This window comes from Stieleria marina, assembly GCA_007741555.1.
In the GTDB taxonomy this organism is placed as follows: domain Bacteria; phylum Planctomycetota; class Planctomycetia; order Pirellulales; family Pirellulaceae; genus K23-9.
In genome coordinates this window covers 579093-595592 of record CP036526.1, presented here as the reverse complement: position 1 = coordinate 595592, position 16500 = coordinate 579093, and the positions used below count along the sequence as shown (strand labels likewise).

At 54.8% G+C, this 16500-nt stretch carries 9 protein-coding genes; 3 read left to right on the top strand and 6 right to left on the bottom strand.

Translation table 11 applies throughout. The features are described from left to right. Window positions 1–19 precede the first annotated feature (19 nt). The 5 genes from K239x_RS02130 to K239x_RS02110 form a co-directional block, all read right to left on the bottom strand. On the bottom strand, window positions 20–2515 hold the full coding sequence (locus K239x_RS02130; protein WP_145416038.1) for a hypothetical protein: 2496 nt from the start codon (window positions 2513–2515) through the stop codon (window positions 20–22). A gap of 124 nt (window positions 2516–2639) precedes the next feature. Beyond that, entirely contained in the window at window positions 2640–4052 is a 1413-nt protein-coding gene (locus K239x_RS02125) for a DUF1501 domain-containing protein (RefSeq protein WP_419189573.1), read from the bottom strand. A 13-nt stretch (window positions 4053–4065) separates the two neighbouring features. Then, a complete protein-coding gene (locus K239x_RS02120) occupies window positions 4066–6897 on the bottom strand; it encodes a PSD1 and planctomycete cytochrome C domain-containing protein (RefSeq protein ID WP_145416037.1) in 2832 nt (943 codons plus the stop codon). Window positions 6898–6924: 27 nt separating this feature from the next. Then, window positions 6925–9744, bottom strand: a complete 2820-nt coding sequence (locus K239x_RS02115; RefSeq protein WP_419189572.1) for a protein kinase domain-containing protein — start codon at window positions 9742–9744, stop codon at window positions 6925–6927. 4 nt (window positions 9745–9748) lie between these two features. Then, window positions 9749–10435: a sigma-70 family RNA polymerase sigma factor gene (locus K239x_RS02110; RefSeq protein WP_145416035.1), complete on the bottom strand. Its 687-nt coding sequence runs from the start codon at window positions 10433–10435 to the stop codon at window positions 9749–9751. Between the two features lie 241 nt (window positions 10436–10676). On the opposite strand from K239x_RS02110, the gene K239x_RS02105 reads away from it, so the two are divergent. The 3 genes from K239x_RS02105 to K239x_RS02095 all read left to right on the top strand — a co-directional run bounded on the left by K239x_RS02105 (window position 10677) and on the right by K239x_RS02095 (window position 15371). After that, a complete protein-coding gene (locus K239x_RS02105) occupies window positions 10677–11042 on the top strand; it encodes an EF-hand domain-containing protein (protein ID WP_145416034.1) in 366 nt (121 codons plus the stop codon). A gap of 165 nt (window positions 11043–11207) precedes the next feature. After that, window positions 11208–13922, top strand: coding sequence for a PSD1 and planctomycete cytochrome C domain-containing protein (locus K239x_RS02100; RefSeq protein ID WP_145416033.1), 2715 nt, complete (start codon window positions 11208–11210; stop codon window positions 13920–13922). Between the two features lie 72 nt (window positions 13923–13994). After that, window positions 13995–15371: a DUF1501 domain-containing protein gene (locus K239x_RS02095; RefSeq protein WP_145416032.1), complete on the top strand. Its 1377-nt coding sequence runs from the start codon at window positions 13995–13997 to the stop codon at window positions 15369–15371. A gap of 24 nt (window positions 15372–15395) precedes the next feature. Here the strand turns inward: K239x_RS02095 and K239x_RS02090 are convergent, their stop codons facing one another. Beyond that, a complete protein-coding gene (locus K239x_RS02090) occupies window positions 15396–16481 on the bottom strand; it encodes a DUF937 domain-containing protein (protein WP_145416031.1) in 1086 nt (361 codons plus the stop codon). Between the last annotated feature and the right edge of the window lie 19 nt (window positions 16482–16500).

Here is a 16500-nt window from a genome sequence, read left to right as displayed (position 1 = left end):
GTTTTCGCGTTGTTCCAAGTCATTGTGTTTTTCCAGTGAGTGTTACTCGTGCAAAATCAATTTGCCATACTCGACTGTCAGCTGCGGAGTCTTGTTGGCTACCGTTCGACTGAACTGGAGAGTTCGACGCGGCGAGCTCCTGCTCGGTGGACGAGACTGCGATTCGCAGTGACAGCGATCCTTTCGCATCGAGTTTAAGTTGGTCGGGGTCGTCGATCAGGATTCGAACCAAACCGCTGGGGTTAGGCTGTTGGTAAATCGTCTCAAATTGATCGCCGACAGCTGCATCGATCTGCAACGTTCGTGACGGAGCGGTGATCTTCATTTCGATCACGGCTTTGGTCAGGCTGCATGGCATCACTGACGAAGGCAAATAGCAGCGTACCCCCGTAGATTGTGCCCGCGTGCGTTCTTCCAACCATCGGCCGGTCTGCGGATTAAAGAGAGTGGAATAGCCATCATCCCCCGCGGCAACTTCCATCCGGACAAAGTTAGCGGGCACCGTAAAAGTCGTGGCCGACGGAGTGCGTTGATAGCGGATTGGCATTTGAACCAATGCCGAACCGCGACTCGTAAACGGTTTGGCAATTTCCAGACCAAATGGCTGGGCTTCGGTCCACATCAGCAGAGAAGGAGCCCGCCCAAAGAGCTTCTTTTTTGGGTCGTGCAATTCTCGCAATACCGACTGACGCTGTCTTTGACGCTCCGACAACATCGACTCCTTTGCAAATTGCCCCTCCAACAAAACAGCCTCTGACGCACCAACCCAGCTGTCACCCGATTTCGCAAGCGAGAGTGACGGCGTCGAATCGCTCACGACTAGACCGTCGCTGCAGTTATCAAAATCAATCCCGTCCAACTTGCCTTCAAACCCACGCTCGGTGAACTGCCCTTGAAACGTCCACGGCTTCTTCAGCTGTTCGTGAGATTCACTACGGAGATGACGCACGACGCCGGGTGGCTGAACCAAATGGACCCAGCGACTTTGCCCGTCATCGGTCCATTGCAATCGTTGAGGCGAATCAGGTGTCTCGACCAGCGACATGGTTGCCTGTGGCAATGCCACCAGATCGAGCTCGATCGTCTGGTCAGAGTAGATCGCCGAAATCGAATCGACCAGCACTTCGGTGCCGCCCAAAATTACGCGGGCGAATTGACCGGTCACAAACGTTGGAGGAATCGAGCCCGACTGCCGTTTTCCAGTCCAAATCAGAGCGACTGAAGCGATCGCCACCGTCACGGGGATGACGATCGCCATTCGATCAAGACGCTTTTGTCGGGCGAGCCAGATTCCAATCGCCAAGACAATGAGTAACTGAAACCCCAGTACAGCGGCGATCAAACCGCGACGGGGGATTTGGTAACCGATTTCGTTATCCACCAGCGGCATCATCACGTCCGCGTATCGTTGCGCACCGGCCTTGGGAGTAAAAAAATCGTCGGAGACCTGACGAAACGCCGCAAGCGGAACTCCATCTCCAACCAGACTACGGACATCGATGGTGGTAAACAGTGCTTCGCCATTGCCGATTACTTTAGTGAAAGCGGCTGGCCATCCATCAATGGCGCAGACAATTTGATCGGCGTCAGCCGTCCCACGCACCATCGCGACTGGCGTGTCGGAAGACCATTGCGACGATTCAACAATGTGGCCTGTCGTTCGATTGAGCTGATCGATTTGAAACTGATTGAGTTCGACTCGATCAAACGATGAAAAACAAGACTGATCGCCCAGAAGCCGACGAACGGAATCCGGCTTCATTCGATCAAGCATCACCCAAAGCCGGCCCCCATCTCGCAGCCACTGACCGACTCGCGCGGCGGCGGTAGAGTCGTACAAGAATCCTTCGTCAATCAAAATCAGCTGATCAAGTGAATCGAGCGATTGCGTTTGCGGAGGCAAAAAGCTCCCTACGTAGTTAACCAATTCGCCTCGGTCAAAACCGCTGTCGGACTGGTCTCGCATCTGATAGATCGCATCGACCACACTTTGCAGATCGCCGGCCACTGGCTTCTTTCCTGGAGCGGGCTGCGACAAGACCGCAACCTGGGCACCGGGTTTGGAGAGCATCAGCGATCGCTTGACGATGGGCTCGCCGATCGAATTAGCCTGAAACGTTTCAACATCCTCTGATTCACCAATCCGAATCGAGGTAAGGTCGATTCTTTGCTGAGCTTCCAGATCAACTTTGGGAATTTTGACAGGGACCCAAGCTTGCCGACGTGAATGAGCGGGAATCAAAAACTTCCGCGAGAACTGGTGCTTAGCGTCATCACCAACTTGCAGAACGACGGACTCTTGCGCGTCTTGATCTGTGTGATTGCTTCCACTGACCGACATCGTCGCCCATTGCCCGGGCACCTGCTGTCGCATTCCCGCTGGATTCACCGACACGGCAATTCCACGTTTTGCGTTGTCGCTTTGGGCAGGCGAATCTTGGCCAAAGACGCAAACTTCGCCGCAACAGACTAGACCGATCCACAACAAGACGAATAGCAGGAAATTTCGTTTCATGAACGACGACTGTCAAGCTTGCCGAGGAGAAGTAACATTCCAAACTGACAAAGATGGTCGCGTCAGTCGATTGAAAGTGTACACGATTGTGACACGTCGATGATCAGGTGGACTGTCCAATCGGTTACGCCAATACGTCTCGGATTACTTTGCCGTGAACGTCGGTCAAACGACGCTGGATTCCGTTGTGATAAAACGTCAGGCGTTTGTGATCCAGGCCCAGCAGATGCAAGATGGTTGCGTGAAAGTCGTGTACCGTCGCGACGTTTTCGACGGCTTTGAATCCGAATTCGTCGGTGGCTCCATAGCTATATCCTTTGCGAACTCCCGCGCCAGCCATCCAGCAAGTGAACCCCAGCGGATTATGGTCTCGCCCATACGTGCCCGCTTGAAACATCGGCATGCGGCCAAACTCGGTTGCAAAAACGACCAGCGTTGACTCCAACATGCCGCGTTGCTTCAAATCACGAAGCAGTCCCGCGACGGGTTGATCCAGAATCTGTCCGTGGACGTCGTATTGCTCCTTCAGCTTGCTGTGCCCGTCCCAATTGATGCGGCCACCTGACGCGTAAGCTCCGTTGAAGAGCTGCACAAATCGAACACCGCTTTCGATCAAACGGCGAGCCAGGATGCAGTTGTTCGCAAACGCCGCCTTGGTTTTGTCAGGACTATCGGCTCCATAAAGCTTCAAAGTGTGAGCTGACTCCTGCGATAGATCGGTGACTTCGGGAACATGCATTTGCATTCGCGCGGCCAATTCGTAGCTGGCGATCCGACCGGCAAGCTGATTATCGCCTGGATAACTTCGCTGGAAATTTTGCTCCATAAACTGAAGAGCGTCACGTGCTGCCGTGTCTGTTTTGGAACTGACGGATTTGGGTGGCTGCAGATATCGAATCGGCATAGTCGTGCTCAGCGGGGTACCTTGTACAGACGCAGGCAAGAATCCACTGGCCCAGTTGTTGGGCCCCGACTGCGGCATTCCGCGCGGATCTTCGATAGCGACAAAGGCTGGTAAGTTTTTGTTTTCGCTTCCCAATCCAAAGTTGATCCACGACCCCATGCTGGGAAACCCATCAAAGGCAAATCCCGTGTTCATCACATTTTCAGCGGGACCATGCGTATTGGATTTATTGGTCATCGAATGAAAGAAACAAATCTCATCCGCCAATTCGCCAATGCGTGGTACCAGATCAGAAACCATTTTTCCTGACTGACCGCGCGGTCGAAATTTCCAAAGTGGCGCCGTCAGATTCCCATTGGGGCCCTGAAACGAAACAAGCTTGGCATTTCCCGGCAGTGGCTTCCCGTTAAGACGCAGAAGTTCAGGCTTGAAGTCAAACGTATCGACGTGGCTGATCGCTCCCGAACAAAAAACGACGATGACGTTTTTGGCCTTGGCGGAAAAATGAGGCTTTTCGGATGCGGACGTCCGGTCGGCCAACAGAGATGCCAACGCAATCTGCGGCAGCGCAGCTGCGCTGCCACTGAGCAAGCGTCGTCGGCTCAATCGATTCGGCACCATGGAAGGAAGCATGAAGTGATTCTTATCAGCGTAGGTAAAGAAACTCGCTCGTATTGATCAAGACGCGGCACATTTGCATGAGCCCTTCGTCGCGCACCAGCTTGATCAACTCGATTCGTTCAGGATCAGTCGCTTTGCGGGAAAATGCAATTTCAAAAGCTCGATCAATCTGAGCGTTCAAATCCGCCCCGACTTCGTCCTCGATTCTTGATGCAAAGAAAGCAGCTTGTCGATTCACAAACGGACTGTTCAACAAACTCAGCGATTGCAGGGGCGTGATCGATTGCGTTCGCCGCGGCTTCATCTGACCTGCGTCGGGACAATCAAACGTGCCAAATACATCAACAGATTGCATGCGAATCTTGTGCGCATAGATCATGCGTCGCCAACCTTCATGATCAAAGGTCTCCAAAGGCTTGTAGTCCGAAAGCCCGCCGCGTTGCTGAAACAAATTGAAGCCACGCCCACCCATTTGCGAGTTCAGTTTGCCGCTCGCTTGTAGAATCGAATCACGGATCGATTCGGCTTCGATGCGTCGGGGTGGAAAACGCCAGAGCAGTCGTGAATCGGCATCAAGCTGCAAGGCAGCCGGTCGGGGAACGCTGGACTGCTGAAACGTTTTGGAATTGAGGATCAGTCGATGGATGTGTTTCAGCGACCAGTTGTTGTCCACCAGCTCGCTGGCCAGCCAATCCAACAGCTGAGGATGCGACGGAAGCGAACCCATTTTGCCAAAGTCCGACGGCGTTTCCACGATGCCGATGCCAAAGTGATGCTGCCAAATCCGGTTGACAATCACTCGAGCCGTCAGCGGATGATGGGGCGATGTGAGTTGGCTGACCAGAGCTTGCCGCCGCGTCCGTTCGGGTGCATCAATCCCAAGCGACAGAGCTCCTAAGACAACGGGAGTTGATGGCGGCACCATGGCGATGCGTTGCATCGGATCACCACGCCTGAGTTGCCAAGTCGCGGCGGGATTTTCGCTAAACCTAGCCGCATAGACTCGTGATCCCGCCTTCAAACGATTGACCGAAAGCCGCGTTCGATTGACACTTTGATTGACGGACCACAGCTCCTTAACCTCTTTTTGTGACAAGCCATCGATGACGATGCTTTCGGCTTTGCGAATATCGTCCGTTCGCAGCATGCGGTCGCGTGACGTAGCGACTGCCCTCCACTGCCCCGTCGCGACATCGCGAACTTTGACGACAAGATCAACAGGGACACCCGAACTGGTATCCCAAGCGACAGCGTTGATCATCGTCGAATTCGCAAAATCAACTTGCGCCCAGGCTGGGCCCGCTTTGGCTGCCACCCAAGGAAACGCTTGACGCCTGTCGGAGCTGCCGTCAATCAAATTGTCGAAGTGCCGCGTCTGATTGGCCAACGCAAAACTTGAAGCCGAAACGCGACTTCCGTTTGAAGCAAGCGCGATGTTTCGCGAGGTGCTGCTTTGGGAACTTGCATTCTTGGAAACGTCCTCCTCAGCACCATTATCGTGTTCGCTGGTCCAGGCCTGCAATTCGTAGAGCGATGCAGCCCCATCGTTGTTGGTTGCCATGATTTCGATCCGGACACCATCGGCGAGAATCGGGTCGAAGGTTTCTTTGGGAAACGATGGCAGGGGCGGACGAAGTTTCTTTTGCACCCGCAGCGAATCGGCTTTGGCGATCAACGAACGCAACTTTTCGGCCTCGGCTGGCACTCGATCCGTCAGCCGATCGTCCGCTTCACCTCGCAACCGTCGATCACCGTAGGACATGCCCGCAAAGATTGCTTGCAGCGAGTAGTAGTCTTTTTGCAAAATCGGATCGAACTTGTGGTTGTGACAGCGTGCACAGCCGATCGTCAGCCCCATGATGCCTTGACTGACAGTCTGAATCACTTCGTCCAGTTCGTCTTGTCGCGACTGCCGCATGGCCTCTTCGTCACGGCCAATCTGACCGGGTAAATTCGCGGGTCCTGCAACAAGAAACCCCAACGCAGCGTCCTGCCCCAATTCGTCACCGAGGATCTGTTCGCGGATGAACTGGTCGTAAGGTTTGTCGCTATTGAATGCATCGATGACCCAGTCACGATAAGGCCACGCTTGCTTGCGTTCCGAATTCGTTTCGAAGCCGACCGTCTCGGCCCAGCGAATGACGTCCAGCCAGTGCTGTGCCCAGCGCTGACCGTACTCGGGAGACGCAAGCAATTCGTCGACCATCGTGGCATAGTCTCGCTCCTTCGCATCGCCAGTGACAGAATCGCTTGGCGGCAATCCAGTCAGTACAAACGAAACGCGGCGCGCGATCGAGATGGAATCGGCCGGCGGTGAAAATGTCAGCCCTGCCGCATCAAGCCGCTTGTTGATGAAGGCATCGATAGCGTTGTTGCCTTGATCAAACCGGGGAACCTTCGGTCGCGAAAATGGCTGAAGCGACCAGTGGTCACTTTGCAACGTATCGTCCTGTGCATCTTTCTGGCCGGGCATCTGCCCCGGCCACTTTGCACCTTGATCGATCCAACGGCTTAGCAGAGCGATTTCGTCGGTCGACAGCGACTCTCCCTCAGGCGGCATCCGACGATCCGCATCATCGCCGCGTACCAGTTGCAACAGCAAACTGCCATCAGCCTGATTGGGCGTCAGGGCCGCCTCTCCAGAATCACCGCCGCGAATTAATGACGAACGCCGATCAACTCGCAAACCCGACTCAGGATCGTTGGCCCCATGGCAATCGACACAATGCGATTGCAACAGAGGTAGTATTTCCTGCTCAAACAAGACGGCGTCAGAGGCAGCGCTATTGTCGGCAACCAGCAGCAGAACAAAGCCACAGAGGCTGGCGAAAATTGGTCCGGAAGTAAACAGTTTCATAGTTCGAGCATTATGACTAAATGCTCTCTACCGGGGGCGAGGATCGCGTTTCAATCCGCCCAGTTTTCGATTTAGTTGCATCAGTTTGGCAGCAGCCACTGGACTGTTGACTACTTCGGACAACGAATCAGTCGCTTGCCTTAGATACTGAACCGCTTCTTTTCGTTGTCCCTTGGCAAGATGAACTTCGGCAAGACGCTCGATTGTTTGCGCCAATTTGATCTGGTACTGGCTCAACTCAGGTGCGCCCTTCAACAATCGCTTCTGAATCTCCAACTGTTCCCGCAACAGACTGAGCTCTTCATCACTTTGGCCCTGCATTCGGCGAGCCTTCGCCATCTGCCCCAGCGAGTGCGCCTTGAGCGCAAGGTATCGGGGCGTATCGGGGGACTGAGCAAGCAGTTCATCAGCAATGCGTTTTGATTTGACCAATCGTCCGCGTTGAGAATACCGCGCGTCTTCACCACCGAGTTGAAACGCAATCACGCTGAGCGTTTTTGATAGTTCGTACTGAATGGAGACATTGTCGGGATGAAGCTCGCGCAATCGATCCAGTATGTCCGTCGATTGACTGACATCTTTTCTGACACCTGCCATCAATCGCGGTTGTTTCAAGCGGTCGCCAAGGGGACGATCATCCGACAAAGACGCCTCGGCGCGCTGACGAAGCGCCCGGGACAACGCCATTTGAAAACGCAAGTCATCGGGGGCATCGTTGGTCAGTGATGTCAGTGCCTGAATCGCTTCGTTACTGGCATACAGTTCCTGACGAAAACTAGGGGCGTCTTTGTTGCCAAAGAAGCGATGGACCGGGCGGCGGCCGCGTGACTTGAAACTTGCCGCGACATCCAAACCAGAGCGAGTAGCTATCGATGAAAATAGACTATTGGCTCTCGCGTACTCGAAACGCCCTTCTGTCGACTCCAGCAAGTTCGACGATTCGTTTAGCAGATCAATCGTACGGTCATACAAATCGACAGCCTGCGAAACATTGCCTCTCAGGCCAGCGATCGAAGCTCGATCATTCATGATGGTGACCTGAGTTAGCAGTAAATTCTGCTGCAAGTCGTCTGGCACGGTCAACGACGCCGATGCGATTTCGTTGTACTGAATCCACGCTTCCTGAAATGCCTTGTCGGCTTGAGTGTGCTGCCCCAGTCGATGATGGATATCGCCAACGCGTTTCATCGCGGCGGCGGCCTGCAGTTTCAATTCGACGTTGTCGCGATTGTTCTTGGCTAGTTCATCAAAGAACAACAAAAGCGATTGCAACAATTGAGCGTCTTGCTGCGAAACCGCCGGCGAAGTCGAATCAGCAATGTCGCCCAGCAGGTCCGCATCAAGTTCATCGCTGCGGTCAACGATACGCTGACTGATTTCGTCAAACGCTTTCACAGCGACTTGCAAATTGGATTGAGCCAACAGACGTTGTTCTTGGGCGACGCGGGCTGCTGACACCGCCGAGTTCTTTGCCACTTGCGTATCAACGAGGGCCTGGTTGGTTTTCCAATACGCCACACCAGCTACGATGGCAAGCGTCAGCAGCGACGCAAAGATGCCCAGCGTCAAAGCAGCGACCGTTGGCTCACGGCGACTCCAACGAATCAATCGTTCGGCTGGCCCGGTTCGCCGTGCCGCGATCGGTCGGTCCGCTAAGAAACGCTGCAAGTCGTCTCGCATTTCGCTTGCCGTTGCGTACCTGGCCGACGAATCCAGTGCGACCGATTTGACGATAATGGTTTCCAAGTCTCGTGGAATTCGGCGATTCCATTTGCGTGGGTTCACCGTGACGCCCTGAGTGGCCCGGCGAATCGTATCGCTCGTGTTTTTACCGTCGATGGCGACGTGCCCAGTCAACAATTCGTACAGCGTAAGCCCCAAGCAATACGTCTCGCTCGATTCGTCATAGACGTTCTCGAATGACTCGGGAGCCATGTACTGAGGAGTCCCCACGATGTCACCGGTCATCGTCGCGTCTTGTTCGGTCAGTTTGGCCAATCCAAAGTCGGCGATCCATACACGCCCGTCTTGGTCTAACAGCAAGTTGGCGGGCTTGATATCGCGGTGCAAAATCCCTTGGCTGTGGGCGTACTGCAGTGCATCAGCAACGGTCGCGCCCACCTGAGCGACCCAGCGAAAGTACTTCTGCGAATCAGTGTCAGTAGGAATCGACACCGAAAGCTGGTTCGACGCTTCCTCTTCCATCGGGTCAGCCGTCGTCGCATCGCTGGCAAACACAGTCGTGTCGACCTCCAAATCCGTATCCGTTTCGGAAATTGATTCGGCCTGGGTCGGTAACACCCGGCCGCGACTACCCGAGAGCGACTCCAACCACTCGCGAAGACTGAGCCCGCGAATGAAGTCCATCACGTAGTAGTGTTGGGATTGGTCTTCGCCCACACCAAAGACGGGAACGATGTTGGTGTGACGTAGCCGCGCCGCAGCGCGAGCTTCGCGACGAAACCGTGCCAGGTGTTTGGGCTGATTCAGAAGCGCATGACTGAGCACCTTGATCGCAACGCGGCGACCGAGCGATTGGTGGATGGCTTCAAAGACAACGCCCATCCCGCCCCGCCCGATTTCGCGAACAACGGTGTAGTCGTCAAGCTGGCGGATCTCCTTGGCAGCATCGACCGGTTCGGCGGGCGTCTGCTTTAGTCGTTCAATCATCGCGATCGATGAAAGCAGCGAGTGCAGCTCTTGGGCCGATTCATCAGCAATGCCATCCGCGCAGTACTGCGCGACAAAGTCGTCGACAGAGGGTTGCTTGTCTCTACGAATCGCGCTGGAGAAAGCTTCCGCAATTTCGTCCAGTTGCTGTTGGCTGAGTTTTTGGAGCCGCGTCATGTTTTTATGCCCCACCATTCTCGTCGGCAAAGTCCTGCATCAAATCGGCCAGTCGACGCATCGCACGCAGATAGCGTTTACTGGCTGCCGACGTTTCGATGTTTAGGACTTTGGCGGTTTCAATGTTGGAGAGTTCCTCGAAGTGTCGCAGCGCGATGACTTCACGATCAATTTCATCCATTTGATTCAAAGCCGCTTCTAGCTTTTCGATGCGTTCTCCGCGCGACATCACTTCACTGACTGCGGTATTTCTGCCAGCCAACTGTGCAGCGATCGCCAGCGACGTGTGCGGCGAAGGTGAATGCCCCGGCAACGAGACTTCTTTGCGCACGTCTCGCATTTCAGCTTGCAGATGCTGCCGATGAAGATCCACTAATTGCTGCTGAGTGATCAGCCGTAGCCACAAAAAAGCTGGCATGTCGGCTTGGGTTTCGAAGTGCTCCAGACGCCGAGCCGCCGCAATAAAGCTTTCTTGCAAGACGTCTGAATCGCTGATTCGATTCGCCAATCGATAGTCGAGCCGGAAGCGGATGATCTGACGCAGTCGCTGTGTATAAAGTGAAAACACTTCGGCGAGCGCCTGTTGGTTCCCCGCACGCATTTCGCGAACTTGACGATCAGACGGTTCGTTCGAATCGGTCATGTTCAGCGGCAGTGAGAACGCTTGAGAAAAAGTGGTGCCAAGTTTCATTGTATCGATCCCGCGAGCCAGCACGATTGAGGGCGAACAAATCAGCCCCCTCTCTCTATACGGATTGGCAAGGCATCGCAGGACTTAGAAAGTCTCGACCGGTGAACCACAATAAACCAACAAACTTTTGAAATCACCGGTCCTCCGATTGCGAGTGGCACGTTTAAGTCCTTAGCGGCGGATCATTTCCACCGCAAAAACGAGCAAAACGTCCCTAAATCCAGACTCAGGAGTCCTCCCCATGAAACGAATTGCCCTCTCAGTTGCTCTGTTAGCATTGGCATCGTTCACTGTCACGGCATCGGCCGACGAAGCCAGCAAGGAACGCGGAAAGATGCGCCGCGATGACGCGCAAAGACAAAAAGACGGTCCACGAGGCGGTGCTGCTCAGCGTGATCCGGCCGTAATGGTGGCGCAAATGATGAAACAGTTTGACAAAGACGGCGACGAAAAGCTGGATGTCAGCGAGTTGACAGCCATGATGAAATCAATGCGAGATCGTCGCGGAGGCAAAGGTCGCCCCGATGCGGGAGCACGTACGCGTCGCGGTGGCAAACAAGGTGGTGATTCCGCCAAAGGTGGACAGAAGCCAAAGCGTCCTGAATGATCGATCAGGACACTGCTACACTGGACCGCTTCTCTCCCCAGGGGGACGCGGTCGGAGTAGCTGCCGGCGAACCAAAGCGATCCCTACTTATTGCGTCGCCTTCGGTTTCTCAGTGAGAAAACGAAGACGAGAGACGTCGTTTTCATTCTTGACAAGAGAAATTTTGTGAACCGCTTCCTCACCTCTCTCGCGATCTTTCTGGCTGTGTCGGCAACGGTATCGGCCGACCCGTTAACGGCGGAACAATCGAAATTTTTTGAGACGAAGATCCGCCCCGTCTTGATCAAGGAATGCTACGGCTGCCACAGCAGCAAGGCGGGAAATGCGCGCGGTGGTTTGCAGCTTGACAATCAACGTTCGACGCACGTCGGGGGTGATAGCGGCGCGGCGATTGTTCCGGGTGATTTGGAGCAAAGCTTGCTTTTCAATGCCATCACGCACGAAGACTTTGTAATGCCCCCCAAACGAAAACTGTCGGATAGCGTGATCGACGATTTTCGCAAATGGATCTTGATGGGCGCGCCGGATCCTCGCGTGACCGAGATTGCGGAGATCCAGTCGACCATCACAGACGATGACATCGCGAAATCCAAATCGACGTTTTGGGCCTATCAAAACCCGGTGCTTCCAACCGTCCCCGGCGTAAACTCAGCGGATTGGACGCGGACTCCGATCGACCACTTCCTTCTGAGCGAATTGGAAAAAGCCGAAGTTTCTCCCAACCAGGATGCTCAGTCGTACAAAGTCCTTCGGCGGCTTTGCTTTGACTTGGTAGGCCTACCGCCTTCACCAGAACAAATCGATTACTTTCAAACCAAATGGTCCGCTGATCCAGATGCGGCCATCGCTCTGGTCGTCGATCGTCTTTTGGACAAACCCCAGTTCGGCGAGCGATGGGGACGGCACTGGCTGGACGTGGCACGCTACGCAGAATCGACCGGTCGCGAAGTCAACCTGACGTACCCGCATGCTTGGCGATACCGCGACTACGTCATCGATTCGTTCAACGAAGACAAACCGTTTGATCGTTTTGTTCAGGAACAGATCGCGGGCGATTTGCTTCCCGTCAACGACGATGAACAATGGACACAGAACTTGATTGCGACCGGTTTCTTGGCGATCGGCACCAAAAATGTAAACGAAAACAACGGTCGTCAATTTGCCGCCGACAATGTCGACGAACAGATCGATACGACCACGCGAGTTTTCCTGGGAACCTCCGTTGCGTGCGCTCGCTGCCACGATCACAAATTCGATGCGATTCCGCAGACCGACTACTACGCTCTGGCTGGCATCTTTGGAAGTACGCGCACGTACTTTGGAAATCCCCCGTCGGAGTTTGGCAGCTTGAGCGACGCGCAGACCAAACGATCCAGCAGCCTGATTTTGTTGCCCATTGATGATCCCAGTCCGTTCGACAAAAAGTTGTCGAAAGCTGAAATGGATGACATGCGGGAACAGATCAGCGAGATGGGACGTCAGATCGGCGAAGCTCGTCGCAATCGCAACAACCCCGGCAAATCGGGATCGGCACTGACCAGCTTGGTTCGGCTCTCATCACAGCGGGCAAAACTATCGTCCCAATTGGCCGTCGTGGATGACGATGGTAACCCACGCAGTTACTGCATGGGCGTACAAGATTCCGACTCGGTCGCCGACGCGCGGGTATTGGTCAGGGGAGAGATCGACGAACTAGGCCAAGTCATCAGACGGGGCTTTCCCCAGGTGCTGACCAACGATCAACCATCCATTCCGGCTCGCAAAAGTGGGCGACTTGAATTGGCTCGATGGATTGGAAGCGACCAAAACACGCTGACAGCGCGCGTCATGGTCAATCGCGTTTGGCAACATTTGATGGGGCAAGGAATTGTCACTTCGACGGAGAACTTTGGAGTGACTGGACAGTCGCCTTCGCATCCGGAGTTGCTGGACTACTTGGCCGTTCGCTTTGTCGATTCGGGCTGGTCCGTCAAAACGCTGATTCGTGAAATCGCGACCTCCCGCGCTTATCGAATCAGCAGTGACTTTGACGAATCTAAATTCAATTTCGATCCCGACAATGCCCTACTTTGGCGAGCCAACCCGCGGCGATTGGATGCCGAAGCATTACGGGACGCGATGCTGGCCGTCAGCGGCGAACTGGTTACCGATCGGCCGCGAGGTTCCGCAGTCGCCAAGGCAGGCTACATGCGAGTCCGCGACGGAAGGCTATCGGATCCACGTGAACAAATACGCCAAGTCACCGAAAAAATGCGACCGGAGATTCGTGACGTTCTTCGCCAGCGCATCGGACAAGGCCGTGGCGGAATGCGTCCGGACACTGAAAGCGGAAGACGCCCAGGCAGTTCCACCGGCCGGCAGCGCCCATCGTTTCGGGAGCGAATGGGCCGTTCAGGACGTTCCGGTTTTGGCAATCGCCCCTCGTTGGCCGAAGCAACCGCGGCAAGAAATTCGATCACAAAACTGATCAATCAGCGTGAACTTGATGCCGAAGACGCGACATACCGCAGCGTCTATTTGCCGATTGTCCGTGATGAAGTACCACGATCGCTGGATGTCTTTGATTTTGCGGAATCAACGATGGTGGTCGGGACACGCGAATCGTCCAATACGCCCAACCAAGCTCTCTACATGATGAACAACGCATTCGTGATCCAACAAAGCGACGCGTTCGCAAACCGGCTGGCGAGAACGAACGGCAGCTTGAACGACAAAATTGAACAGGCATTTGTGCTGACATACGGTCGGCCGCCAACCAGAGGCGAGCGATCCGCGACCGCTAGATTTGTCGGATCGATGGGACGGTCCAGTGAATCCAAGAAACTTGCACTGCTGTGCCAGAGTCTTTTTGCATCCGCCGAGTTTCGCTACTTGGATTGATGAAATTAAACCGCCGCCGCTTTTCCATGGTTGGACATTGGCGACGAACGCTTTTTCCGAAAGAGAGCCCCGATGAACTATTCGCGACGACAGATCCTGCAAAACGTTTCCGCTGGCTTTGGCTACATGGCTTTTTCGGGCATCAGCGGTCTTGCTGGTGCACAAGAATCTGCATCAACCAATCCGCTGACGCCCAAGGCAGCGCACTTTCCGGCAAAAGCGAAACGCGTCATTTTCTGCTGTATGCAGGGAGGGCCATCGCACGTCGACACGTTTGATTACAAACCACAGCTCACCAAAGACCATGGTAAGAGTGGCAAGTACGGCGGCAAACTGCTCAAGTCACCGTTTCGGTTCGATCCGCACGGTGAAAGCGGGCTACAAATCTCAGATATTTTTTCCAACGTTGCCAAGCACGCCGACGATCTTTGTCTGATTCGTTCGATGCAGTGTGATCAACCCGTTCACCCGGGTGCGATGACGCAAATGCATACCGGAACAACCCAGTTCGTTCGTCCATCGCTGGGAGCTTGGACACTGTACGGACTCGGCACGGAAAATGATTCGCTGCCCGGTTTTGTATCGCTCAGTCCACCGTCGGGCAGTGCTCGAAACTACGGCAACGCTTTTCTCCCGGCGATCTATGGCGGTACCAAAGTTGGACGGGGCGGCCGAGCGGCTCGATTCGCGCAAGGTGGATCAGGGGAATCGGTTCCCGACATCAAGAATCCTCGTTTGAGCGACCAGCAACAGCGGAGCCAACTGAATTTCATTCAACAATTGAACCGCGAAAAACTGCGTCGCGACCAGACCAACCCAGGCGTCGAGGGCGTGATCGAATCCTACGAACTTGCGTTTCGCATGCAGGACGCAATGCCTGAGTTGATGGACACATCAAACGAATCGGCGGCGACTTTGGCAATGTACGGCGCCGACGGTGGCCCTACCGAAAACTTTGGTAAACAGTGTTTGCTCGCGCGGCGTTTCATCGAAGCCGGCGTCCGGTTTGTCGAAGTCACGCACGGCAACTGGGATCAGCACGTTCGTCTGACCGATGACCACCGCGCTCGTGCCGAAGCCTGCGACCTGCCGATTGCCGGTTTACTACAAGACTTGAAACAACGTGACTTGCTCAAAGATACGTTGGTGATTTGGGGCGGCGAATTTGGCCGCACGCCCGCAGCCCAGGGAGCCGACGGGCGGAATCACAACAACAAAGGCTACACGACCTGGATGGCCGGCGGCGGCGTAAAGGGAGGTCTTAGCTATGGTGCGACCGATGAACATGGCTACGAAGCCGTTGAAAATCCCTGCCACATTCACGACTGGCACGCCACGATCTTGCACCTGATGGGGCTCGATCACGAACAACTGACGTACCGCTACGCCGGAAGAGACTTCCGGCTGACCGATGTGCACGGCGATGTCATGACCGACATCATCGCTTGACACCTTGAGCGTCGCGAATCGCGATTAGGCGCCTGGAATCAGAGCCTTCGCTTTTTCGACCATGCTGCTTAGCACAGGATCCAAGATCGATTTGACGCCCGGAATGGCGTAGAGCTTGTCGATGATTCCTTGGATGGGTCCGAGCATCGATTTGACTTGATCGCCAACCGCACCACGAGCGCCTTCGGGGAGCTTGCCCAGCAAGTCCGACATGCCACCAAGTTTTTCGTTGTACTCTTCCAACTGCGGCAATGCCGCGCTGGCGCTTGCTTCGTCCGTCACGCCGGAGAGTGTTTCTTTGTAGTTATCAAAAACGCCCGAAAGCTGGCCAGTCATGCTGTCGACTGTTGGCACTTCGGGAAGCCCCACTTCGGCGTTTTTGACAGCATCCACTCCGTCGTTGATCGCGTCGCCTGCACCACCAAGAAACTTGTAGGCCAAGAAGCCAAGTGCAGCGATGATCACCAACGGAATCAGCAGCTTGCCAAGTCCACCGCCGCCTTGTGACGTTGAATGTGAGTGGCTGGGTGCTGCTGCAGCGGGACTATCCGTGATGCCTAATTCGCCCAAGCCCATGGTGCCAGCCAATCCAGGTGGCAAGCTGCTAGCGACGGCGTCTTTCTGGGATGACAACAACCCAGCCAGTCCGTTGGCATCAAGTCCCATCGACCGTTTTTGCTTGCCCAAGAAGCTCATGACCAAAGGTGCAAGCAGCGCCATCAGCGAACCAGATTTTCCGGAGTCCATTCCAGTGAACTTGGAGATCAGACCGACAATCGAAGCCACCTTGTCACCGAAAAGGCTGCGCAAAAGGGTGTCGCCCATCCCGGACAACATCCCGCCTTGATCGTTGCCACCACCACCGCCCAGCAGGTCGGGTAGCTTGTCCAAGAGTCCGCCGTCAAAGTCGGCTTGGTCCAGAGTATTGTTCAGTGATTCGGCACCGGCGGGTGTCGAGGACTGTTTCATTAGTCCGCCGAGAATGGTCGGCAAAATGGCTCCGATTCCTGACTCGGCAGCGTTCTTGTCGACACCGAGTTTGTTGCCGATTTGACCTGCGATGGCGCCGGTAAGTTGATCCTTCATCAGATCGATCAAGTTGATAGACATGCGATTCCTTGTGCGTTTG

What these genes read in the sequence shown, in the direction of transcription:
- K239x_RS02130 (WP_145416038.1), bottom strand. Translation starts at nt 2,515, where the DNA reads ATGAAACGAAATTTCCTGCTATTCGTCTTGTTGTGGATCGGTCTAGTC.
- K239x_RS02125 (WP_419189573.1), bottom strand. Translation starts at nt 4,052, where the DNA reads ATGCTTCCTTCCATGGTGCCGAATCGATTGAGCCGACGACGCTTGCTC.
- K239x_RS02120 (WP_145416037.1), bottom strand. Translation starts at nt 6,897, where the DNA reads ATGAAACTGTTTACTTCCGGACCAATTTTCGCCAGCCTCTGTGGCTTT.
- K239x_RS02115 (WP_419189572.1), bottom strand. Translation starts at nt 9,744, where the DNA reads ATGACGCGGCTCCAAAAACTCAGCCAACAGCAACTGGACGAAATTGCG.
- K239x_RS02110 (WP_145416035.1), bottom strand. Translation starts at nt 10,435, where the DNA reads ATGAAACTTGGCACCACTTTTTCTCAAGCGTTCTCACTGCCGCTGAAC.
- K239x_RS02105 (WP_145416034.1), top strand. Translation starts at nt 10,677, where the DNA reads ATGAAACGAATTGCCCTCTCAGTTGCTCTGTTAGCATTGGCATCGTTC.
- K239x_RS02095 (WP_145416032.1), top strand. Translation starts at nt 13,995, where the DNA reads ATGAACTATTCGCGACGACAGATCCTGCAAAACGTTTCCGCTGGCTTT.
- K239x_RS02090 (WP_145416031.1), bottom strand. Translation starts at nt 16,481, where the DNA reads ATGTCTATCAACTTGATCGATCTGATGAAGGATCAACTTACCGGCGCC.